Raw genomic sequence first — 22699 nt, 5'->3', positions numbered from 1 at the left:
CGTTTCGAATCAAGCCCGCTATGATACCTGTCCCGGAGCCATCCTCGTCGACCCTGAACTGGCAGCAGCAGCTGCGCGACGGGTGGCGCGACGGCCATGCACTGCTGGCCCATCTCGGTCTCGATGCCGGTGCCGTCGGACTGGACCCGGACAGCCCGTTTCCGCTGCGCGTGCCGCGCGCGTTCAGCGACCGGATGCGGCCCGGCGACCCGGACGACCCGCTGCTGCGACAGGTCCTGCCGCTGACCCGGGAGCGGATCGATGTGGCAGGCTTCAGCGCCGACCCGGTCGGCGATACGGCCAGCCGCGCCGGGCACGGCCTGCTGCACAAGTACACCGGTCGGGTCCTGGTGATCACCACCGGCGCCTGCGCCATCCACTGCCGCTACTGCTTCCGGCGCGAGTTTCCCTATTCCGAAGCCCAGGCCGTGCCGTCGGAGTGGGACGCGCTGGCCGACTACCTGCGCGCGCACCGCGAAGTCAGCGAGCTCATCCTGTCCGGCGGCGATCCGCTGATGCTGACCACCGATCGCCTGCGGCGCCTGACCGACCGGCTGCTCGATCTCGGTCACATCCGCCGCCTGCGCATCCACAGCCGGATGCCGGTGACCCTGCCCGCCCGGGTCGACGCCGGCCTGACCGACTGGCTGGCCGGGCTGCCCTGGGACTGCGTGGTGGTCGTCCACGCCAACCATGCACAGGAGTTCGACGGCGCGGCCGCGGCCGCGCTCGGCCGGCTGCGCGATGCCGGCGCCTGGGTGCTGAACCAGGCCGTGCTGCTGGCCGGCGTCAACGACGACGCCGAGCGCTTGCAGGCGCTGATGGAGACCGGCTTCGAGGCCGGCGCCCTGCCCTACTATCTGCACCTGCTCGACCGGGTCGCGGGCAGCGCGCACTTCGACGTCGACGAGCCGCGCGCGCGCGGCCTGGTGGACGCCCTGCGCGTCGTGCTGCCCGGCTACCTGGTTCCCCGGCTGGTCCGCGAACGGGCCGGCGCGCCGTACAAGCTGCCGGTGCTGTAGCCGGGCGCGCCGCGGACGTCGCGCCGGCGGCGCGGTCGGCGTAGAATGCGGCGGCAACGGGGGAAGGACGAGAACAGAACCATTCGAACGGGAATCCGAACGAGGCTGGATCGGACCGGATCGCGGCGCCGTCCACGGAACGGAATCTCGCCGACAACGCGGCGGAGGAGCAGGCATGGCGGAACGCCAGGATCGACTCAATCTACTGATCGTCGACGACGACCCCGGCATCGTCAGTGAACTGGAGACTGCGGTCGGCGATGCGACGCTGATCTTCCAGTTCGCCGATACGCCCAACGCGATCAGCCGGACGCTGGACGAAGGCCGGATCGACCTCGCGGTCATCCACGTTCATGCCGGCAGCCACGCGCTGCTCGATCCGCTGGTCCGCGCGCTGCGCAACCAGTCCGCGGCGCCGCCGATCCTGGCGCTGGCCGACCCCGAGCCCGAGTCCGCCGCGGCCGCCGCCCAGGTCTCGATGGAGGGCATCGCGCGCGTCGACGATCCGCGCAACGCGGCGCGGCTGATCCGCGAACGCGCCCGGCTGATCGCGACCGGCCGCGAGCAGACCGAGGCGCTGCGCCAGGTCAGCGACATCCAGGAACGCTACAACCTGCTGCTGGAATCCTCGCGCGAGGCCATCGCCTATCTGCACGAAGGCCTGCACATCTACGCCAACCCGAGCTACCTCGAACAGTTCGGCTACGCCGGATTCGACGAGCTCGAAGGGTTTTCCATCCTCGACCTGCTGCCGGCCGCCAACGACGGCACCGACCTGAAGACCCTGCTGCGCGCCCTGTCGAAAGGCGAGATTCCCGACGCGCCGATCGACGTCCAGGCCCAGCGCGCCGACGGCAGCGAATTCCGCGCCCGGGCCGACTTCTCGCCGGCCCGCTACGACGGCGAGGCCTGCACCCAGATCATGATTCGCGAACAGGTCGCCCTCGGCGACTCCGAGGAACTGCAGCAGGAGCTCGAAAAGCTGCGCTCGCGCGACCTGGTCACCGGCCTGATGAATCGCCAGGCGTTCATCGCCACGCTCAGCGAGGTCACCGCCTCGATCGACGACGACACCCATGTCGCCGTTCTTCTGGTCGCCATCGACGACTACGCCAGCCTGCAGAAGAAGGTCGGCGCCGCGGCCTCGGACCAGATCATCAAGCAGATGGCCGAACTGTTCGGCGAAGTGGTCGACGAAGGCCTGTATCCGGCCCGGCTGTCCGATCACGTGCTCGCGCTGTGCCAGTGCACCGCCGATCGCGGCGACACCGTTGCGCTGGCGACCCGGCTGGTCGAACACTTCTCCGGCAAGATCCTCGAGATCGGCGGCAAGTCGCCGACGATCACCGTCAGCGTCGGCCTGTCACTGGGCACCGGCCAGATGTTCAGCGGCGATGAGCTGCTGGCCCAGGCCCAGGGCGCACTGCACGAGGCCGAGCGCACCGGCGGCAACTGCTACGTCCGCTACCGGCCCAGCGCCGAAGCGGCCGACGGCGATGACCTGGCGCAGTGGTCGGAGCGCCTGCGCCACGCGCTGAACAACCGCGAATTCCGGCTGATCCACCTTCCGATCACCAGTATGGAAGACGACGAGTTCCGGATCATCGAGACCGAAGCGCGCCTGCGCGTCGAAGGCAGCGACGAGGTCATCCTGCCGTCCGCGTTCCGCGCCGCGGCGGTGAAGACCGGCCTGGCCACCGACCTGGACCGGGACCTGCTCGAACGGGTGATCGGCGGCGAAGGCATGGACGATGACGATGCCGACGTGCTGGTCGGTCTGTCGCTGCCCAGCATCACCGAGGAGACCTTCTGCGACTGGCTGCAGGAACGCATCGAAAGCGGGCAGATGCCCGGCCAGCGCCTGATCGTCGGCGTCCGCGAACCCGAGATCCGCGAAAGCCTGCGCGAGGTGCAGCGCTTCGCCAATCGCTTCGTCGCTCGCGGTGTCCGGCTGGCCCTGCTCGGCGTGGAGCTCGAGACCCGCATCGACATGCTGTTGAAGAACCTGAGCTTCGACTTCATCAAGCTCGAAGGAAACCTCGCCGGCGCGCTCGGCAAGGGAGACGCCGCCCGGGCCGCGCTCGAGGCGCTGACCCGAGACGCCAAGAGCCATGCCGTGGAGGTGATCGCACCGCCGGTGGAGAACACCGCCGACCTGGCCGCACTGTGGCAGTTCGGCATCACCCTGGTCCAGGACGACTTCCTCCGCGACGAGTGATCCGCCGCGATGCGCGCCGAACCGGCCCGGCGAGGTGCCGGGCCTGCGGCTCAGACCGCGCCGTCGTGCAGCGCGCGGATCCGTTCGTCCAGCGGCGGATGGCTCATGAACAGGCGCTTGAAGCCCATGCCGGTCCGGCCGCGCACTCCGAAGGCCTCGACCGCCTCGGGCAATTGACCCGGCTGCTGGCTCTGGCGCAAGCGTTCCAGCGCCGCGATCATGTTCTGCCGACCCGAAAGCCGGGCCCCGCCGGCATCGGCCCGGAACTCGCGCCAGCGCGAGAAGGCCATCACGATGATGCTGGCCAGGATGCCGAGCACGATCTGCAGCACGAACACCACCAGGAAATAACCCGGTCCGTAGCCTCGTTCGTTGCGGAACACGGCGCGATCGATGATCTGGCCGAGGACCCGTGACAGCAGCAGCACGAAGGTGTTGAGCACGCCCTGCAGCAGCGTCATGGTGATCATGTCGCCGTTGGCCACGTGCGACACCTCGTGGGCCAGCACGGCTTCGACCTCGTTCCTGCGCATCGCCCGCAGCAGCCCGGTGGAGACCGCGACCAGCGCCTTGTTGCGCGAGGCGCCGGTGGCGAAGGCGTTCGGCTCGGCCGCCTCGTAGATCGCCACGTCGGGCATGCCGATGCCGGCCTCGCGCGCCTGGCGCTCGACCGTGCTCACCAGCCAGCGCTCGACCTCGCCGGACGGCTGCTGGATGATCTTCGCGCCGGTCGACATCAGCGCGATCTTCTTGCTCATCAACAGCGAGATGAAGGCGCCGCCCATCCCGAACAGGAAGGCGAAGATCAGCGTATAGGCGAAGTTGTAGTCGATGCCCTGGGCACGCAGCCAGGGCTCGATCAGGTTCATCACGAACCCGAGAACGACCAGGATGGCCAGGTTGGTGGCCAGGAACAGTCCGATTCGTCGCATCATGTCGGCAGACCCGAGTCTCGAAGGAAATCAGCCCGAATATGGACGCTTCCGTCCCGGAAGACAAGAGACCGCCGACCGGTTACCGCGGCCGCTTCGCGCCGTCGCCGACCGGCCCGCTGCATTTCGGTTCGCTGGTCGCGGCGGTCGGCAGCTACCTGCAGGCGCGCAGCCACGGCGGCCTCTGGCAGGTCCGGATCGAAGACATCGATCCGCCGCGGGTCGTGCCGGGGGCAGCCGAGGACCAGCTGGCCACGCTGGCCCGCTTCGGCATGGCGCCCGACGGGCCGGTCCGCTACCAGCGCCGGTCCACGCCGCGCCACGCGGCCGCCGTCGAGCGCCTGCTCGCCGACGGCCTGGCCTTTGCCTGCGGCTGCAGCCGGGCCGACCTGCCGTCGTCGGGCGTCTATCCGGGTACCTGCCGCAGTGGACTGCCGCCGGGCCGGACGGCGCGCAGCGTGCGGTTCCGGGTGCCGGCCGAGCCTGTCCGGGTCCAGGACCCGCTGCGCGGCGCCTGGGAGGAGCGCCTCGAGCAAACCTGTGGCGACGTGGTGATCCGGCGCGCCGACGGCTTTCATGCCTACCAGCTGGCGGCAGTGGTCGACGACCTGCACGAGGGCATCACCGAAGTCGTCCGCGGCGCCGACCTGATCGACTCGGCCGGTCGCCAGCAGGCGCTGCACCGGGCGCTGGGCGGAACGCCGCCGCGCTGGCTGCACCTGCCGCTGGTGGTCGATTCCAGCGGCCGCAAACTGTCGAAGTCCAGCGGCGCCGATCCGGTGACTGCGCGCCCGGCCGCCGAAGCGCTGGCCCTGGCGCTGCGCGTGCTCGGTCACCCGCCGCCGGCCGGACGGCGAACGCTGGACGCACTGTGGGCCTGGGCGCGGGCCAGCTGGGCCACCGGACGTATTCCGACCGAACCGTTCGAGCTGTAGCCAGGGCGGTCGAGCGACCGGACCGGGTTCCGGTCGTCCGGCGCGGTCGCTATACTCCGTCGTCTTCCCTTCGTCTCTTGCAGGCCTCATGACCTCCAACCACCTCGATTTCGAGCAGCCGATCGTCGAGCTGGAAGCCAAGCTGGCCGAGTTGCGCAACGTCGGTACCAGCCAGGAACTCAACCTCGACGAGGAAATCCAGCGGCTCGAAGCCAAGTGCGCCGAACGGATCGAGTCGGTGTTCTCCGGCCTGACCGACTGGCAGGTCTCGCAGATGGCCCGCCATCCCGAGCGGCCCTATACGCTGGACTACATTCCCCGGGTCTTCGACCGCTTCCAGGAACTGCACGGCGACCGGATGTTCGCCGACGATCACGCGATCGTCGGCGGCCTGGCCGCGATCGACGGCCGCGCCTGCATGGTGATCGGGCACCAGAAGGGCCGCGACACCAAGGAGAAGATCCACCGCAATTTCGGCATGCCGCGCCCGGAGGGCTATCGCAAGGCCAAGCGCCTGATGGAGATGGCCAACCGCTTCGGCCTGCCGATCTTCACCTTCATCGACACCCCGGGCGCCTACCCGGGCGTCGGCGCCGAAGAGCGCGGCCAGTCCGAGGCGATCGCGCGCAACCTGCTGGTCATGGCCAGGCTCCGGGTTCCGATCATCTGCACGGTGATCGGCGAAGGCGGCTCGGGCGGCGCGCTGGCGATCGGTGTCGGCGACCGGACCAACATGCTGCAGTACTCGATCTATTCGGTGATCTCGCCGGAGGGCTGCGCATCGATCCTCTACAAGAGCGCCGACAAGGCCGAGATCGCGGCCGGCGCGCTGGGCCTGACCGCGGAAAAACTGAAGGCCCAGGGCCTGATCGACAGCGTGATCCGCGAACCACTGGGCGGCGCTCACCGCAACCCCGACGAAATGGCCCAGCGGCTGAAGGAACTGCTGGTCAGCCAGCTCGAGACGCTGGATCGCATGACCGACAGCGAGCGGCTCGAAGCGCGCTACGATCGCTTGATGCAGCTGGGCGCGCTGGAACGCGAGTGAACGACCGGCCGCGGCTCGATGCGGCCGCCTGGACCGACGCAGGTCGGCTGATCGTCGCGTTCAGCGGCGGCGCCGACTCGGTCTGCCTGCTGAAACGCTTGATCGAGGCCGGCCTGGCGGCGCGCCTGTCGGCGATTCACGTCGACCACCGACTCGATCCGGACAGCCCGGCTCGGGCCGCCCGCGCCGGGCGCATCGCGGCCCGCTTCGGTGTGTCGTTCGAAACCCTGGTGCTGGATCCGGCGGCCTTCGACCTGGCCTCGGGCCCCGAGGCGGCCGCTCGCCATGCGCGCTACGCCGCGCTGGCCGGCCGGCTCGGCGACGACGACACCGTGCTGACGGCCCATCACCTCGACGATCAGGTCGAAACGCTGCTGCTCAAGCTGCTGCGCGGTGCCGGCCCGGCCGGACTGGCCGGGATGCCGGTGCGTCGGCCGCTTGGCCGGGGCTGGCTCGGCCGCCCCCTGCTGGCCTGGCCGCGCGAGGCGCTCCAGCAGGAACTGCACGACGCCGGCCAGGACTGGATCGAGGACCCGACCAACGCATCGACCGATCCGGATCGCAATTACCTGCGGCACGAGGTGCTGCCGCGGCTGGAACAGCGCTGGGGTCGGGGCTACCGCGGCGCGATCGAGCGCGCCCGCGTGGCGCAAGGCAACGCGGCCGACGCCGTCGAGGTCCGGGCCAGGGCCGACCTGGTGTCGCTGCGCTGCGATTCGCCGTGCGGCCGCGAGTCGACGCTGGATCTGGCGGCCTGGTTGCGGCTCGAGTCGGCCCGCGCCTTCGAAGCCCTGCGCCGCTGGCTGGCGCCGGACGCGCCGCCACCACCGGACCGGTTCGACGAGTTTCGCCGCCAGTGCAGGGACGCTGCTGCCGACCGCTGCCCCGCCGTGACCGTCGATGCCGTGCAGCTGCGCGCCTGGCGCGACCGGTTGTGGCGGGATCGCTGTCCGGACCCGGTCCCGGCGAACTGGTCGATCGAGCTGGTGCCGGGCACGACCGAACTGGCTCTGCCGCACGGCCTGGGCCGACTCTCGGGCCTGCCCGTCGGCGGGCAGGGGAACGAAGCGGTCACGGCCGGCGCGTTCCGGGCCGGCGATCGAATGCGCCTTCGTCCCGACGGCCCGACCCAGCGCGTCGCGGAATTGCTGCGGATGGCCGGCGTTCCGCCGTGGCGCCGGCATCGACTGCCGGTGCTGCGGGTGGCCGGTCGCGTGGCGGCCGTCGGCGGGCGCTGGCACGATCCATCCCGGCTGGCCGCGGCGCCGGACTGGCATGCCGCCCCGGCCGGCTTGGTACCCTATGCCTCGCCCGCGCAATGAGCCGGGTCGGACCCTCTGCGGAGCAGCACCCATGAGCGAAGCCCCCGAATCCTCGTCGACCACCGCCGAGCCGTCGTTCGAAGCGAAGCTGGCGGAACTGGAATCGCTGGTCGAGGCGCTGGAGACCGGCGACCTCGAGCTGGCCGAGTCGCTGGAGCGGTTCAAGCGCGGCGTGGCGCTGAGCCAGGACTGCCGGACGATGCTCGACGCAGCACAGCAGCAGGTCGAAACGCTGCTCGACGACGACAGCCTCAGCGCGCCGGAGGCTGGACCCGACGAAACGTCAGATTGATCCGGGGCCCGACCGGACGGGCGGTCTTCGGCACCTGGTGCTGCCAGGTCCGCTGAAGGTCGCCGGACATCACCAGCAGACTGCCCGGCGCAAGTTCGAGTTCGATCTTCCGCGCCGGCTCGGCGCGCGAGCGCAGCACGAACCGCCGCATGGCACCGAGGCTGACCGAAGCGATCACCGGCCGATCGCCCAGCTCCGGCTCGTCGTCGGCGTGCCATCCCATCGAATCGCTGCCGTGGCGGTACAGGTTCAGCAACGCGCTGTTGAACGACACACCCAGAAGCTGCGAAAGCCGGTCGCGCAGCGCAGCGACCTCGGGATGCCAGGCTTCGGCATGGTAATCGTCGTTGGAATAGCGATAGACCACCCCGGGGTCGCCCTGGAACGCGATCCGCCGGGGCTGCTCGAGCCTGCGCCCGAACATCCGGATCGTCCTGGCCTGCCAGTCGACCCCGGCGTGCAGCCGTTCGAACAGCACGGCGGCCCGTGCGGCCGCGATCCAGTCGGGCCGATAGGCCAGTCCCGCCGCGTCCCGCTGGTGTTCGGGCAGCAGCGTCTTGACGCTTCCCTCACTGTTTCTTGATCGCACCTTCATCAAAACTCGACAGGAAAACGATGTCGTACCCCGAGACTTGCGCAGTCCGAACCACGGACCGACTATAAATCCCACTCAAGGAGTGCACCATGAACGCTGCTACTCGCATCGCCTTTGCCTCGCTGCTGGCCCTTGCCCTGGCCGCACCGGTCCTGGCCGATCATCACGGCAACAAGAAGGACATCGTCGACACCGCCGTCGAAGCCGGTTCCTTCACCACCCTGGCCACCGCGCTCGAAGCCGCCGGCCTGATCGAAACCCTGAAGGGCGAAGGCCCGTTCACGGTCTTCGCCCCGACCGACGAGGCCTTCGCCAAGATCCCGGCCGATCAGCTCAACGCGCTGCTGGCCGACACCGAACAGCTGACCGCGGTCCTGACCTACCACGTGGTTGCCGGCAAGGTCACGGCGGCCGATGTCGTGGAACTCGACTCGGCAACCACCGTCCAGGGGTCGGACATCGACATCACCGTGTCGGATGCCGGCGTCAAGGTCGACGACGCCAATGTCATCACCACCGACATCATGGCCAGCAACGGCGTGATCCACGTCATCGATTCGGTCATTCTTCCGTAAGGTGTCCACCGCCGGCACGCCGGCGACGATCGATTCGAGCGGGCGGCCTTCCGCCCGCTTTTTTCGTGTCCGACGCAAGCGCTCGAACGGCCTGCGGCGAGCCCGGCGCGGACCCAGGAGCAAACGCGAATTATTCAATAATGAGAATGACTTACGAATGCGAATGATCATCGCGGCGTGACGATCGAATCGCGGTTCAGCGTCCGTACATACAGTAAACTGCACACTGCATCGACGCTCAAAACCCACAACGGCATCACGCCCAAGGAGATCCCATGTCGAAGTGTTCCCGGAGAAATCTGTTCAAGCTGGCCGGCGCCGGTTCGCTGGCCCTGATCCTGCCGACGATGACGCGCTTCGGCGACGCCTTCGCCCAGGAACAGCTCGACCCGTCCGATCCGCAGGCTTCGGCGCTGGGCTATGTGCACAACACAGAAGACGTCGACAACGGCAAGTTCGCCTCGCACGACGTTTCGCAGAATTGCGCCAACTGCCAGCTCGCCCAGGGCGGCGACGGCGAATGGATCGGCTGCGCGATCTTCCCGGGCAAGCTGGTCAACAAGGACGGCTGGTGCAGCGCCTGGGTCAAGGCCGCCGGCTGACCGACCCGGCATCGCGTTCCATCGATCGGCCCGGCCCCTGCCGGGTCGATTTCGTTTCGGGCCAGGCGACCGCGGGCGTCAGCGGGACCGGACCAGCAACACCGAGGCGCCGACCACCAGCAGCAGCGGCGGCACCAGCACCACCGGCGCAGGCGGCAGATCGGTGACCAGCGCGAAGAACCCCGCCATGCCGGCCAGCAGGTGATAGCCCAGGCCGACGCCGACCGACGCGACCAGCTTCAGACTGAAGCCCCGCCCCTTGCCGGGTGAGGCGGCCAGCGCGGCCGCGATCAGCACCATTCCGAGCCCGGCCAGCGGCAGGGTGATCCGCCGCCACAGCACCAGCTCGAATTCCGAGGCATCCTGGGCCCGTTCCTCCAGGCTGGCCACGTAGGTCCACAGGTCGGTCAACGGCAGGCTGGCCGGCGGCTGGCGGAACAGCTCCAGCTGCCGGGCGGTCAGGAAGGAGTCCCAGCGATACTGCTCATGACGCACGATTCGCGGCCCCTCCGAGCCATCCAGGGTCTTGATCTGCACCTCTTCCAGCGTCCAGCGCTCGGGCGCCGGTACCGCCCGTTCGGCCCGGATCTGGCGTTCCAGCCGGCCCTGGTCGTCGAATTCGTAGATCGCGATGTCGCCGGGCAACTGACCGGGATCGAACCGGCGCACGTTCATGAAGTCGGCGTTCGAGCGCACCCACAGGCCGTGCCAGGGGTGCCACAGGCTGGTGTCCCCGGGCGCGCCGGCTTCGACCCGGTCGCCCGTCGCCGGGCTCAGCGTCGGTGCCAGGAACTGCAGTGCCGCCAGCGCCAGCAGCGCCGCGCCCAGCGCCGGGACCAGCGCAAGCCGGGTCACGTGCAGCAGCGACATGCCCGCGGCGCGGACCACGACCAGTTCTCGCTGGGCCTGCAGCGCGGCCAGCACGCTGGCGGTGGCCAGCACGGTGACCACCGGCAGCAGGTCGATCAGGCGGATCGGCACCGCCGCACTCGCCTGCCACAGCGTCGCCAGTGCACCGCCGCCGTTGTCGGCACCGAGCGCTTCGAGCAGCGCGATGAGCCAGACCAGCGCGCCCACCGCCAGACCCATGCCGAGGTAGCCGCGCAGCAGGCGACCGAGCAGATAGCGGTCGAGCACGCTCATATCGGCGCCCCGGGGCCGCGCCAGGACCGCCAGAGCCGGCCCAGCACCAGCGGCAGCACGACCAGCGGCGCCCAGAACAGGCCCGGCCAGATCGACATGGTGCCGGCATCCACGCGATTGGCCAGGGTGCCGATCGCGGCGAAATACAGCGTCACCAGCAGCGTGGCCAGCAGTACCCGCGAGGTCTGGCCGTGACGCGGTTCGATCCGCGCGATCGCCAGCGCCAGCAGCGCCAGCACCGGTACCGACAGCGGCATCAGCGTGCGCCACTGCAATTCACCCCACTCCAGCGGACCGGCGGCATCCAGCAGCTGTTCGAACGACAGCGCACGACGCTTGCGCGACGGCTCGACCGATGCCGGCGGATCGAACTGCACGCGCAGCCGTTCGCTGGAGCCGACCAGGTCGGTCGCGCCGTCCTGCTGCAAGCGCCAGGACCGCACGTTGCCGCTGAATTCCAGCGCGATCGAGCCGTCCACGGCGGTCTGCTGCTCCAGCCGCTCCGCGCGCAGCAGGTTGCGATAGGTCGGGGTCTGCTGATGAACCATCACATCGACCAGCGCATCACCGTCGCGCGCCTCGGCAAAGATCACCCAGGCCGCGTCGCCGATCTCGAAGCGCCCCGGCTCGACCCGGCCGAGATCGACCCGCGCGACCAGCTCGCCTTCCATCGAATACAGCGTCTCGTAGGCCCACGGTCGGAACAGGTGGGTCAGCGCGGCCACCAGCAGCAGGCCGATCAGCGCGATCGCCAGCACGGCCCGCACCACCGGCGTCCGGCCGACGCCGGCGGCGGCCATTGCGGTCATCTCGTAGCCGCTCTGCAGCCGGCCGAGACCGGTGATCGCGCCGAGAAAGATCGCGCCGGGGATCAGCACGTCGAAGAACAGGCCGAGCTTGAGCGTGGCCAGCTTGGCCACCGCGTCGATGGTCAGGCGCTCGATCACCGCATCGGCGAGGTAGCTCGAGAAGTAATAGGCCAGCATCACCAGCAGCGCGACGAAGAACACGCCGAAGATCGGTCGCAGCAGCTGCAGGGCGACGTAGCGCTCGAGCCGGTTCACGACGCGCGTTGCCGGAAGACCGATTCGACCAGCACCTTGTCGGCCGGCGTATCGACATCCACCGCCGCTTCCGGCCACGGCACGATGACCGGTGCGGCGCGCGCATCGAGACGCCGCGACAGCGCCTCGAACGCGCCGGCCAGGCTCAGTCGCCGCAGCAGGTAGCGCAGCAGGTCGACCGGGCCGAGTCGGCCGACGATCCGCCACGGCTTCTTGCGATCGCGCTCGAACGCCTGCCAGGTCTCGACCACCCGGCGGCCCTGCGCGGTCCGGAACAGGAACAGGTTGGTGCCGCAGACCGAGCGGTCGGCGAAGCGGTAGCGGGTCCGCCGGCCTTCCGGAAAGCGGGCCCGAACGGCATCGGCATCGGCCAGTCCGACCACCGCGTCGGCGCCGGTGGCTTCGGCCGCGGCGAGGAAGCCGCGCAGCCACTCCCGAGTCAGCAGCGGGTGGTCGCCGGTCAGCAGCAGTACCGGTCCGTCGGCCGGCAGGGTCGCCAGCGCCGCAGCCACGCTGGCCGCCGGACCCGATGCGGGTTCGACCGTCTGCAGACTGCCGGCGCAGCCGCCGAACGGCTCGGCGACGGCCGTGTATTCGGGCCGCGCCGGGCAGACCAGCCGGATTGCGACATCGTCCCCCAGCCCGCGGGCCGCATCGAGCACGTGGGCCAGCATCGGCCGCCCGGCGACCGGGACCAGCACCTTTCCGGCCACGCCGGCGGACGCAGCCAGCGGGTCCCCGGGACCGCGATCGCCGGCCAGCACGATGATCGCCGGCCTCGACGCCGCCGCCGGAGCCGTGGCCTTCGAGACCGGGGCAGTCATTCCGACGACCCGATCGAGCGTTCGAAGACGCGATAGCGCTTGGCCACATGCATGTCGATCGATTCGATCAGCGAGCGCATCCCGCGATTCTGCTCCAGGATCCACGACTGCTCGGTCCATTCAACGCCGTCGGCCTTCAGGTGATCCCGGGTGTCGGCGACCATCGCGTAACTCAGCGCCGCGCCGGTGATCGAGCGCTGGTACTTCGGCGCCACCCCCATCAGCGGCACCCGGGCGCGGGTGCTCCGGCGGCGCCAGATGCGCCACAGCAGGCGGGCCGCACCGAACGGGAACAGCCGGCCGCCGAGATCGCGCACCAGCTCGTTGAGATCGGGCAGGGTCACCATGAAGGCGGCCGGCTCGTCGTCGAGCCAGGCGATCTGGACATAGCCCGGCCGGATCAGCAATTTCATGTCCTGCACGGTGTGATCGAACTCGGCCTCGGTCATCGGCACGAAGCCCCAGTTGTCGGCCCAGGCCGCGTTGAACAGTTCGCGCATCAACCCGGCCCGCTCCATCAAGCGTCCGCGCTCGACCCGCTCCAGCCTCAGCCGGTCGCCGAGCCGGCCCAGCACGCGCCGCATCCCGCGCGGATCGCGGAACTCCAGGTCGCCCTGGTAGGCCAGCAGTTCGGCGACCGACTCGAAGCCGAGTTCGACCAGCCGGTCGGCGTAGTAGGGCCGTGCGTGCCCCATCATCATCATCGGCGGTGAGTCGAAGCCGTCGACCAGCAGCCCGCTCTGCTGGTTGATCGACAGGTCGAACGGACCCTGCATGCGGGTCCGGCCACGCTCGGCCAGCCAGCCGCCGGCCGCGCGCTCCAGGGCCCGGAACACCTCGATGTCGTCCTCGGCTTCGAGCTGGCCGAACCAGCCGAGGTCCGGACGACCCCGGTCGTCGTTGAGGCGATCGATCTGGGCACTGATCCGGCCGACGGCCCGGTCGCCGCGCAGTGCGATGAAGGCCTGTGCCTCGGCGTGGGCGAAGAACGGATTCCGCGGCGCCCACTGCTGGCGAAGCTGCAGGTCGAGCGGACGCACCCAGTTCGGATCGCCGGCGTACAGACGCACCGGCAGGGCGTGGAATCGCCGCCAGTCGGCCGGCAGGCGGACCGGACGCACCTCGATCGTCGACTCCGGCGTCGTCATGGGCGTGGACGCACGGGTGGCAATTTCGGGGTCGAATGTTGCAGAATTGCGGGCATTAACACGATTTGAAGTGCACTTCGCCTAACGTGTCGCGGCAAGGGACGGTCACGAACGTGTTTCCATTGACACGTCAGCGTCTTATAATGGTCGATTAGATTTGCCAATAAACTCTCGCTGGCGATTCTACGCGAGAACGCAGAACAACAAGGGAACATCGGTTTGAGCCTGAAGCCAACCCCCACGCAGAATTCGCTGCCGCTGAAGACCTCCGGCTACCGAAGCCTCGCCGAAGCGCTGGACTATGCCGCCCAGGGAACCACGGGCTGCAACTTCCACAATGGACGAGGCCAGCTGACGTCCGTGCTGACCTACGGCGAGCTCCGGGAGCGGGCGCGCGAAACCGCGCTGCGCCTGACCGCGCTCGGCCTGCCGCGCGGCAGCCGGATCGCGCTGGTCGCCGACACCCAGCCCGAGTTCCATGTCATGTTCTTCGCCTGCCAGTACGCCGGGCTGGTCCCGGTGCCACTGCCGGCGGCGGTGCACCTGGGCGGCAAGGAAGCGTTCGTCAAGCACCTGCGCGCGCTGCTGATCGACTGCCGGGCCCGGGCGGCCTATGCCTCGCGTGACTTCCAGGCCTTCCTCGCCGAAGCGGTCGAGGGCCTGGACCTGGCGGTCAGCGGCACGCTCGAGGCCTTCGAAGCGCTCGAGCCGGCCGATGCCCTGCCCGATCCGCCGGCCCCGGACGACCTGGCCTACCTGCAGTACACCTCGGGCAGCACCCGCTTTCCGCGCGGGACGATGATCACCCAGCGCGCCGTGCTGACCAACCTCGCCGGCATCCTGCAGTACGGCGTCCAGATCCGCCGCGGCGACCGCTACATGTCGTGGCTGCCCTTCTATCACGACATGGGCCTGGTCGGCCTGATTCTCGGCCCGGTCGTCTCGCAGCTTTCGGTCGACTACCTCGGCACGCGTGATTTCGCGATGCGTCCGCGGCTTTGGCTGGAGCTGATTTCACGCAACGGCGCGACCATTTCGTACTCGCCGCCGTTCGGCTTCGCGCTGGTCGCTCGCCGGCTGCGCGAGGGCGACCTCGACCGCTTCGACCTGTCGGCCTGGCGGGTGGCCGGCGTCGGCGCCGAGATGATCCGCTCGAGCTGGCTGGATCGCTTCGCCGAAGCGCTGGAGCCTTCGAAGTTCTCGCCGTCGGCCTTCCTGCCCTGCTACGGCATGGCCGAGTGTTCGCTGGCGGTCAGCTTCGCGCCGCTGGCCCAGGGCCTGGAAGTCGATCGGCTCGACGCCGACCTGCTCGCGCGCGAGCGCCGCGCCGCGCCGATCGACGCCGACGCCGATGCCGACACCCGCGTCACCGAGTTCGTCAACTGCGGCCGACCGCTGCCCGACTACGAAGTCGAGATCCGCGACACGTCCGGGCGCATCCTGCCGGAGCGTCACTGCGGCACGATCTACCTGCGCGGCCCGAGCGTGATGTCGGGCTACGCCAACAACGAAGACGCCACCCGCGAAGCGCTGACCGACGACGGCTGGCTGAACACCGGCGACGTCGGCTACCGGGCCGGTGACTCGCTGTTCATCACCGGGCGGGCCAAGGACCTGCTGATCATCAACGGCCGCAACATCTGGCCCCAGGACCTCGAGTACCTGGCCGAGCAGCAGCCCGAAGTTCGCCCCGAAGACGCCTCGGCGTTCGCGATCCCGGCCGAGGACGGCAGCGAGGTCGCGGTGCTGGTCGTGCAGTGCCGCGAGCAGGATCCGTTCCGCCAGGCCCGGCTGGTCGAGCGACTGAGGCAGCAGATCCAGTCGGAGTTCGGCATCGCCTGCCTGATCGAACTGGTTCCGCTGCACACCCTGCCGCGGACCTCCTCGGGCAAGCTGTCGCGCAGCGGTACGCGGCTCGACTTCCTGAAGCGCAACGGGCTGGAAAACACCGAGGTGCTGCCGCGCGAGCTGGTCGATCGCACGCCCCACACCCAGGCGTTGAACACGGCCGACTGAACCATGCCGGTCATCGCACTGACCGGCGCCACCGGCTTCATCGGGCGCGCCACGCTGGCGCGCCTGCTGGCCTCCTCGAACCCCGCCCGAATCCGCGCCCTGGTGCGCGATCCCGACCGACTGACGGTCGACCATCCGAAGCTCGAACACGTAGTCGGCGACCTGGCCGATCGCGCCGCGCTGCAACGCCTGGTCGACGGCGCCGACGCCGTGGTCCACCTGGCCGGCGCGATCGCCGGCAGCCGGCAGCGGGACTTCGAGCGGGCCAACCTCGACGGTACCGCCCTGCTGGCCGACGCGATCGCCGACCGCGCCCCGGGCGCCCACGCCCTGCTGGTCTCCTCGCTGGCCGCGACCCGGCCCGAGCTGTCCTGGTACACGGCCTCGAAAGCCGGTGCCGAGCGGGCATGGCGCGAGCGACTGCCGGGGTCGTCGACCGTGCTTCGACCGCCGGCGGTCTACGGTCCCGACGACCCGGCGCTGGCCGATTTCTGGCGAATGCTGGCGCGCGGCTGGTTGATCCGGCTCGGCCCGGCGACCGCGCGCTTTTCGCTGGTCCATGTCGACGACGTCGGTGCCGCGATCGAGCGCCTGCTCTACCGAGGCCCTTCGACCGCGCCGTTCGCGCTGGCCGGTCCGCAGCCCGACGGCGGCTGGACCTGGTCCGAGGTCGCCCGGCTTGCCGCAACGGTTCGCGGCGGTCGGATCCGTACCCTGGCCATCCCCGGTCCGGCGCTGCGCACCGCCGGCCGGCTGGCGCTGGCCGCGAACCGGCTGCGCGGCCGCGCCGCGCTGCTCTCGCCCGGCAAAGTGCGTGAATTGCGGCACGTTGACTGGGTCTGCGATAATCTCGCGCTTTCCGCGCACCTGGACTGGCGGCCGCACCGGCGCCTGGACGAAGCGCTTGAATCCCTACCCGGATGGACCCGCGCATGACCGACGCCCGAACCGACATTCACCAAGCGATCCAGGACGCGGTCGCCGTGTCCCTGCCGCAGCTCGGCACTGTGGATTTCGACGCCGTGCTGACCAGCGAAATCGGCCTGGATTCGGTCCAGATCATGGACCTGGTCATGGAAATCGAGGACCGGCTCGATGTCTCGATCCCGGTGGAGGTACTGGCCGAGGCGCGTACCCTGAACGAACTTGCCGGCCGGATCGAACCGCTGTGCAAGGACGGTGAAGCATGAGCCTGTTCGACAAGTTCGCCGACGTGGCGAAGGCTCGCGCGGACCTGGATCGCGCCGAGATTCCGCCGGTGGCCACACCGATCGACGCCGTGCACTCGGCCACCGAAGGTACGATCGGCGGCCGACGGGTCATCCTGGCCGGAACCAACAACTACCTGGGCCTGACCATGGACCCCGACGTCGTCGAGTCGGCCCGTCGAGCGCTCAGCGAGCAGGGCACCGGGACCACCGGGTCACGCATGGCCAACGGCAGCTACGCCAGTCACGCCGCGCTGGAGCGCGACCTGGCCCGGGCCTGGGGCTGGCCGTCGGCCATGGTCTTCTCGACCGGCTACCAGGCCAACCTCGGGGCGATCTCGGCGCTGGCCGGCAAGGACGATTACCTGCTGCTCGACAGCGATTCGCACGCCAGCATCTACGACGGCGCGCGGCTGGGTCACGCCCGGACCGTGGTCTTTCGCCACAATGATCCGGCCAACCTCGACCGCCGCCTCGCCCGCCTGGGCGACGACGCCCGGCACGCGCTGATCGTGGTCGAAGGGCTGTATTCGATGATGGGCGACCAGCCGCCGCTGGACGCATTCATCGAAGTCAAGAAGCGCCACGGCGCCTGGCTGCTGCTCGACGAGGCGCACTCGTTCGGCGTGTTCGGCGAACGCGGCCTGGGCGTGGCCGAGGACCGCGGCGTGCTCGACGACATCGACTTCGTCGTCGGCACCTTCTCCAAGAGCCTGGCCGGCATCGGCGGGTTCTGCGTCAGCCGCCACGCCGAGCTGGAATACGTCCGGCTGGCCGCCCGGCCATATATCTTCACCGCTTCGCCGTCGCCGGCCGTGATCGCGGCCACCCGCACGGCGCTGGACAAGGTCGTTCACGGCCAGGCCCTGCGCAAGCAGCTGTGGCGCAACATCCACCAGCTCTACGGCGCGCTGAACGAGCTCGGCTACACCCTGGGCAGCGCCGACCCCGGGCCGGTCGCAGCGATCGTGATGCCCGACCGCGAGTCGGCGCTGGCCCACTGGTACGGCCTGCTCGACGCCGGAGTCTACGCCAACCTGATGATCCCCCCCGCCACGCCGAAGGGCCTGAACCTGCTCCGGATCAGCCTGAGCGCGGCGCACAGCCCGGACCAGATCGACCGCATCATCGACGCCTTCGGCCGGCTGCAGAAGGCGGCCTGATCGACCGGCACCGGCGGCCCGGCCGCTGCCGGTATCCTTGGGGACTTTCGACCCCGAGGAATTCCCGTGGCCCCATCGTTCCCTCGCCGCCCCGCGCCGACCCGCTGGCGTCGCCTGCTGGCTTCGGCACTGGCCCTGGCGGCCGCTGCCACGGCCGCCGCGCAGACCCCCGACCTGAAGCAGATCATGGCCGATCCGGACTGGATCGGACCGCCGGTGGAAGCGGCCTGGTGGCAGCTCGACGGACGCCACTACACCGCCAGGATCAAGCGTGCGGATTCCGACATCCGCGACCTGCTGCAGGTCGACAGCCGGACCGGCGCTCACCGGGTGCTCATGCCCGATGAACGGGCCGGCCTCGACGGACCCGACCCGGTCTACGACGACGCCCGTCGGCGTGCACTGACGATCCGCGACGGCAACCTGTACCTGCGCGAGCTCGACACCGCGGCGCTGGTCCAGCTGACCGCCAGCGGCGATGCCGGCGCGGCCCGCTTCGGCAGCGCATCGAACCGCGTGCTGGTCCGTCTCGGCCGCGACTGGTGGCGGATCGACCTCGATACGCGGGTCATCCAGCCCCTGGCCGACCTGCGCTTCGAAGATCCACCGGATGCCGAGCCGGACGATGCCCTCGAGCAGCACCAGCTGGAACTGTTCGAGACGCTGGCCCGCGAGCGCGAACGCCGGATCGATCAGCGCGAGCACGAGCTGGGCCTGGTTGCGGCCGATCCGAGCCGGGCGCCGGCGCCCTGGTACCTCGGCCAGGGCATGGAACCGGTCGTCTCCGCACCTTCGTCCGACGGTCGCTGGTTGCTGGTCGCGGTCCGCAAGGCCGGCAGCGCGGAGGGCCGCAACGACGCGATGCCGCGCTTCGTCACCGAGTCGGGCTACGTCGAGATCGAGGACGTACGCACGCTCGTGGGGCGCGAACCACCGACCCCGCAGCAGCTCTGGCTGCTCGACCTGGCCACCCGGACCCGGCACGAGCTCGACCTGGGCAGCCTGTCCGGCATCGACGAGGATCCGCTCGCCGAACTGAAGGCCGAGCAGGACATCGAAGCGCACGACGCGGACAATCCCCGCCCCGTTTCGGTGGCCGGCGTCGAGTGGCACCCGGACCGTTCGATCGTTGCGGTCCAGTTGCGCGCGATCGACAACAAGGATCGCTGGACGGTGACGATCGATGCCGGCGGCGACGCCGACCAGGGCCCGACGCTGACCGAACGGCACCGCCTCACCGACCCGGCCTGGATCAATTGGTCGTTCAACGAGTTCGGCTGGATTCCGGGCAGCCGGACGCTGTGGCTGCTGTCCGAGCAGTCCGGCTACAGCCACCTCTACACCGCAGGCCCGGGCGGCCCGGCCCGGGCCGTGACCGGCGGCGAGTTCGAAGTGTTCGACATCGCCTTCGGCCTGGACCCCGATATCGCCTGGGCATTGACCAACCGTGCCCACCCGACCGAGTACGATCTCTACCGTATCGACCTTCGCCGCGGCGAGCTGACCCGCCTGTCCGAACTCAAGGGCGTGGAGAGCTTCACGCTCGGCCCGGAACTGAAGCGGATCCTGCTTCGCCACTCCGGGCCGTACCTCCCGGCCCAGGCGGCGGTGATCGACATCGACGGCGGAGAACCGACTGCCGGCACCGACACCCGCAGCGAGCGCTACAGGACCATCGACTGGCAGCCGGTGGAGTTCGTGGGCATTCCGTCCCGTCACGTGGATGCGCCGATCTGGACGAAGTTCTACCCGGCCCGCGGCGACTTCGAAGGACCGCGCCCGGTGGTGCTGTTCGTACACGGCGCCGGTTACACCCAGAACACCCACCACCGGTTTCCCTACTACTTCCGCGAGCAGATGTTCCACAATCTGCTGACCGAGCGGGGCTACCACGTGCTGGACATGGACTACCGGGCCAGCCGCGGCTACGGGCGTGACTGGCGAACCGCCATCTATCGCCAGATGGGCACGCCCGAGCTCGAGGACCTGATCGACGGTGTGGACTGGGTGGTCGAGAACCACGACGGCGATCCGGCCCGGGTCGGCGTCTACGGCGGATCCTACGGCGGCTTCATGACCTTCATGGCCATGTTCAAAGCGCCGGAGACCTTCGCCGCCGGCGCCTCGCTGCGGCCGGTCACCGACTGGGCGCACTACAACCATTTCTACACCTCGAACATCCTGAACACGCCCGAGGTCGATCCCGAGGCCTACCGGCGCTCCTCGCCGATCGAGTTCGTCGACGGCCTGGCCGGCGACCTGCTGATCAGCCACGGCATGCTCGACGACAACGTGTTCTGGAAGGATTCGATCCGGCTGGTCCAGCGCCTGATCGAGCTCGAGAAGCAGGACTGGGAGCTGGCCTCCTACCCGCTCGAACCGCACGGCTACGTGCACCCGGAAAGCTGGCTGGACCAGTACCGCCGGATTCTGAAGCTGTTCGAACAGTCCATCGGCGACAACGCCGCACGAGGAGACGATCGATGACCCCGACCCGACCCTGCTCGGCCCGACTGCGCGCGGTGCTGACCGCCCTGCTGCTGGCCGCCGCCGGCGGCCTGGCCGCGAACCCGCCGCTGACCGCCCACGACATCTTCGGGCTGGAATACGCCGACGCCCCGGCGCTGTCGCCCGACGGCGAGCGCGTGGTCTACGTGCGGCGCACCCTGGACGCGATGCGGGACCGCAACCGGGGCCAGCTGTGGCTGATCGACGCCGACGGCGTGCAGCAAGCACTGACCCCGGCCGAAGGCCACGCCGGCTCGCCGGCCTGGTCGCCCGATGGAACGCGCGTTGCCTGGATCGGCCACGGCGGCGACGGCGACGTCCAGCTCCGGGTGCTCTGGCTGGACTCCGGCCGGACCACCGCGCTGACCGCGGGCTCGCACGCCCCGTCGGACCCGAGCTGGTCGCCGGACGGCGAGCGAATCGCGTTCCGGCGCTTCGTGGCGACCGAAGCGCCACGCATCGTCGAGCCGCTGAAGCCGCCGGAAGGCGCGGACTGGGCGCCGCCGGCACGGGTCGTCGAGCAGCCGGTGTTCCGGGTCGACGGCCAGGGCTTCCTGCCGCACGGCCAGACCCAGCGCTTCGTCGTACCGGCCGACGGCGGCCCGGCCCGTCAATTGACCGAAGGTCCCTATCCGCAACCGGGCGCCGCGGCCTGGTCGACCGACGGGCAATCGCTGGTGTTCGCGACCAACCGGCGCGAGGACTTCGCGCTGGAGCGCAACGACACCGACCTGGTCCGACTCGACCTGGCCACGCTGGAGATCACGCCGCTGACCGACCGCTTCGGCCCCGACAATGCCCCGGCGGTTCAACCGGGCGGCGACCGCCTGGCCTGGCTGGGCTTCGACGATGAACGGCTCGGTTACCACAACACCGAGCTGTACCTGATCGACGACGGCGAACCCCGATCGCTGACCGCCGACCTCGACCGCTCGATCGACGACTTCGCCTGGGACGCCGAGGGCAAGGCGCTGTACGTTCATTACAGCGACCGCGGCACCGGGGTGATCGACCGCATCGACCTCGACGGAACGCGGACCCGGCTGGTCTCCGGCGTCGGCGGCACCACGCTGGGTCGGCCCTACGCCAGCGGCGCCTTCGACGCCGGCAGCGACCGCCTGGTGTTCACCGCCACCACACCGGCCCACCCGGCCGACCTGGTCCGGGCCGACGTCGGCCGCCGCGGCGTCGAAACGACCCGGCTGACCCGGCTCAACGCGGAACTGCTCGACCACCGCGAGCTGGCGCCGGTCGAGGAATTCCGCTACCGCTCCTCGCTCGACGGTCTGGAGATCCAGGGCTGGGTCGCCCTGCCGCCCGGCCACGACGGTGAGACCGCGCTGCCGCTGATCCTGGAAATCCACGGCGGCCCGTTCGCCGACTACGGCGACCGGTTCTCGATGGAAGTCCAATTGATGGCCGCGGCCGGCTATGCCGTGGCCTACCTCAACCCGCGCGGCTCGACCAGCTACGGCGCCGACTTCGCCAACGAAATCCACCATGCCTACCCCGGCGACGACTACCAGGACCTGATCGACGGTGTCGACGTGCTGATCGAGCGCGGCATCGCCGATCCCGACCGCCTGTTCGTGACCGGCGGCTCCGGCGGCGGCGTGCTGACCGCCTGGATCATCGGCACCACCGATCGCTTCCGGGCCGCGGTGGTCGCCAAGCCGGTGATCAACTGGACCAGCTTCGTGCTGACCGCCGATTTCACCCCGTTCTTCCACAAGTACTGGTTCCCGGCTCCGCCGTGGGAGGCCCAGGACGAGTACTGGAGGCGATCGCCGCTGTCGCGCGTCGGCAACGTATCGACCCCCACCATGGTGTTGACCGGGGAGGCCGACTGGCGCACCCCGATGTGGGAATCGGAACAGTACTACCAGGCGCTGAAGCTGCGCGGCATCGACTCGGTGCTGGTCCGGATTCCCGAAGCCCCGCACGGCATCGCCGGCCGGCCCAGCCAGCTGGCGTCCAAGATCCGCCACATCCTGGCCTGGTTCGGGCGCTACGATGAGAAGGTGCCGGATCCGTCCAGCGAGGATTGACGCCGGCGTGCATTCACTCACACGGAGACTTCGACC

Annotated in this window: 20 protein-coding genes; 14 read left to right on the top strand and 6 right to left on the bottom strand. The window is 69.7% G+C overall.

All coding sequences use genetic code 11. The features are described from left to right. Positions 1–20 precede the first annotated feature (20 nt). Positions 21–1022: an EF-P beta-lysylation protein EpmB gene (gene epmB, locus HFP89_RS12670; protein ID WP_168718028.1), complete on the top strand. Its 1002-nt coding sequence runs from the start codon at positions 21–23 to the stop codon at positions 1020–1022. Positions 1023–1197: 175 nt separating this feature from the next. Further along, positions 1198–3240 (top strand): EAL domain-containing protein, encoded by a 2043-nt coding sequence (locus HFP89_RS12665; protein ID WP_168718027.1) that lies wholly within the window; start codon positions 1198–1200, stop codon positions 3238–3240. 50 nt (positions 3241–3290) lie between these two features. Here the strand turns inward: HFP89_RS12665 and htpX are convergent, their stop codons facing one another. Next, positions 3291–4172 (bottom strand): protease HtpX, encoded by an 882-nt coding sequence (htpX, locus tag HFP89_RS12660; RefSeq protein WP_168718070.1) that lies wholly within the window; start codon positions 4170–4172, stop codon positions 3291–3293. 41 nt (positions 4173–4213) lie between these two features. On the opposite strand from htpX, the gene gluQRS reads away from it, so the two are divergent. The 4 genes from gluQRS (at position 4214) to xseB (ending at position 7769) form a co-directional block, all read left to right on the top strand. Continuing rightward, positions 4214–5107, top strand: a complete 894-nt coding sequence (gluQRS, locus tag HFP89_RS12655; RefSeq protein WP_168718026.1) for a tRNA glutamyl-Q(34) synthetase GluQRS — start codon at positions 4214–4216, stop codon at positions 5105–5107. An 88-nt stretch (positions 5108–5195) separates the two neighbouring features. Further along, the gene (locus HFP89_RS12650; protein ID WP_168718025.1) at positions 5196–6155 is read left to right on the top strand and encodes an acetyl-CoA carboxylase carboxyltransferase subunit alpha; all 960 of its coding nucleotides are present in this window, start codon (positions 5196–5198) and stop codon (positions 6153–6155) included. Further along, complete coding sequence (tilS, locus tag HFP89_RS12645; protein WP_168718024.1) at positions 6152–7477, top strand: tRNA lysidine(34) synthetase TilS; 1326 nt, start codon at positions 6152–6154, stop codon at positions 7475–7477. The genes HFP89_RS12650 and tilS overlap by 4 nt, the downstream gene beginning before the upstream one ends. A 31-nt stretch (positions 7478–7508) precedes the next feature. Further along, positions 7509–7769: an exodeoxyribonuclease VII small subunit gene (xseB, locus tag HFP89_RS12640; protein ID WP_168718023.1), complete on the top strand. Its 261-nt coding sequence runs from the start codon at positions 7509–7511 to the stop codon at positions 7767–7769. Here xseB and HFP89_RS12635 read toward each other — a convergent pair. Then, positions 7729–8364: an alpha-ketoglutarate-dependent dioxygenase AlkB gene (locus HFP89_RS12635; protein WP_168718022.1), complete on the bottom strand. Its 636-nt coding sequence runs from the start codon at positions 8362–8364 to the stop codon at positions 7729–7731. The two genes, xseB and HFP89_RS12635, sit on opposite strands and share 41 nt — an antisense overlap. 89 nt (positions 8365–8453) lie before the next feature. Between HFP89_RS12635 and HFP89_RS12630 the strand changes: the two genes are divergently transcribed. Beyond that, the gene (locus tag HFP89_RS12630) at positions 8454–8939 is read left to right on the top strand and encodes a fasciclin domain-containing protein (RefSeq protein WP_168718021.1); all 486 of its coding nucleotides are present in this window, start codon (positions 8454–8456) and stop codon (positions 8937–8939) included. Positions 8940–9214: 275 nt separating this feature from the next. Beyond that, a complete protein-coding gene (locus HFP89_RS12625; protein WP_168718020.1) occupies positions 9215–9541 on the top strand; it encodes a high-potential iron-sulfur protein in 327 nt (108 codons plus the stop codon). Positions 9542–9619: 78 nt separating this feature from the next. On the opposite strand, the gene HFP89_RS12620 is transcribed toward HFP89_RS12625, so the two are convergent. Genes HFP89_RS12620 through HFP89_RS12605 form a run of 4 tightly spaced genes read right to left on the bottom strand, consistent with a single transcriptional unit; the run spans position 9620 to position 13720 of the window. Further along, positions 9620–10684, bottom strand: a complete 1065-nt coding sequence (locus HFP89_RS12620; protein ID WP_168718019.1) for an LptF/LptG family permease — start codon at positions 10682–10684, stop codon at positions 9620–9622. Then, positions 10681–11748, bottom strand: coding sequence for an LptF/LptG family permease (locus tag HFP89_RS12615; RefSeq protein WP_168718018.1), 1068 nt, complete (start codon positions 11746–11748; stop codon positions 10681–10683). The genes HFP89_RS12620 and HFP89_RS12615 overlap by 4 nt, the downstream gene beginning before the upstream one ends. Then, complete coding sequence (locus HFP89_RS12610; RefSeq protein WP_168718017.1) at positions 11745–12572, bottom strand: NTP transferase domain-containing protein; 828 nt, start codon at positions 12570–12572, stop codon at positions 11745–11747. The genes HFP89_RS12615 and HFP89_RS12610 overlap by 4 nt, the downstream gene beginning before the upstream one ends. Beyond that, positions 12569–13720, bottom strand: coding sequence for an N-acetyltransferase (locus HFP89_RS12605; RefSeq protein WP_168718016.1), 1152 nt, complete (start codon positions 13718–13720; stop codon positions 12569–12571). Before HFP89_RS12605 ends, HFP89_RS12610 begins: the two co-directional genes overlap by 4 nt. A gap of 219 nt (positions 13721–13939) precedes the next feature. Here HFP89_RS12605 and HFP89_RS12600 point away from each other — a divergent pair, with 219 nt between their 5' ends. The 6 genes from HFP89_RS12600 to HFP89_RS12575 all read left to right on the top strand — a co-directional run bounded on the left by HFP89_RS12600 (position 13940) and on the right by HFP89_RS12575 (position 22663). Then, the gene (locus HFP89_RS12600; RefSeq protein WP_206212361.1) at positions 13940–15736 is read left to right on the top strand and encodes a fatty acyl-AMP ligase; all 1797 of its coding nucleotides are present in this window, start codon (positions 13940–13942) and stop codon (positions 15734–15736) included. A gap of 3 nt (positions 15737–15739) precedes the next feature. Beyond that, on the top strand, positions 15740–16672 hold the full coding sequence (locus HFP89_RS12595) for an NAD-dependent epimerase/dehydratase family protein (protein ID WP_168718015.1): 933 nt from the start codon (positions 15740–15742) through the stop codon (positions 16670–16672). Further along, on the top strand, positions 16669–16926 hold the full coding sequence (locus HFP89_RS12590; RefSeq protein WP_168718014.1) for an acyl carrier protein: 258 nt from the start codon (positions 16669–16671) through the stop codon (positions 16924–16926). Before HFP89_RS12595 ends, HFP89_RS12590 begins: the two co-directional genes overlap by 4 nt. Beyond that, entirely contained in the window at positions 16923–18107 is a 1185-nt protein-coding gene (locus HFP89_RS12585) for an aminotransferase class I/II-fold pyridoxal phosphate-dependent enzyme (RefSeq protein WP_168718013.1), read from the top strand. Before HFP89_RS12590 ends, HFP89_RS12585 begins: the two co-directional genes overlap by 4 nt. Positions 18108–18173: 66 nt before the next feature. Further along, the gene (locus HFP89_RS12580; protein ID WP_206212360.1) at positions 18174–20594 is read left to right on the top strand and encodes a prolyl oligopeptidase family serine peptidase; all 2421 of its coding nucleotides are present in this window, start codon (positions 18174–18176) and stop codon (positions 20592–20594) included. Continuing rightward, on the top strand, positions 20591–22663 hold the full coding sequence (locus HFP89_RS12575) for a S9 family peptidase (RefSeq protein ID WP_168718012.1): 2073 nt from the start codon (positions 20591–20593) through the stop codon (positions 22661–22663). Before HFP89_RS12580 ends, HFP89_RS12575 begins: the two co-directional genes overlap by 4 nt. Positions 22664–22699 lie beyond the last annotated feature (36 nt).

Origin of the sequence: Wenzhouxiangella sp. XN79A (assembly GCF_012272825.1) — a bacterium.
Taxonomy (GTDB): domain Bacteria; phylum Pseudomonadota; class Gammaproteobacteria; order Xanthomonadales; family Wenzhouxiangellaceae.
This window is presented reverse-complemented; position numbering and strand designations above follow the sequence as displayed.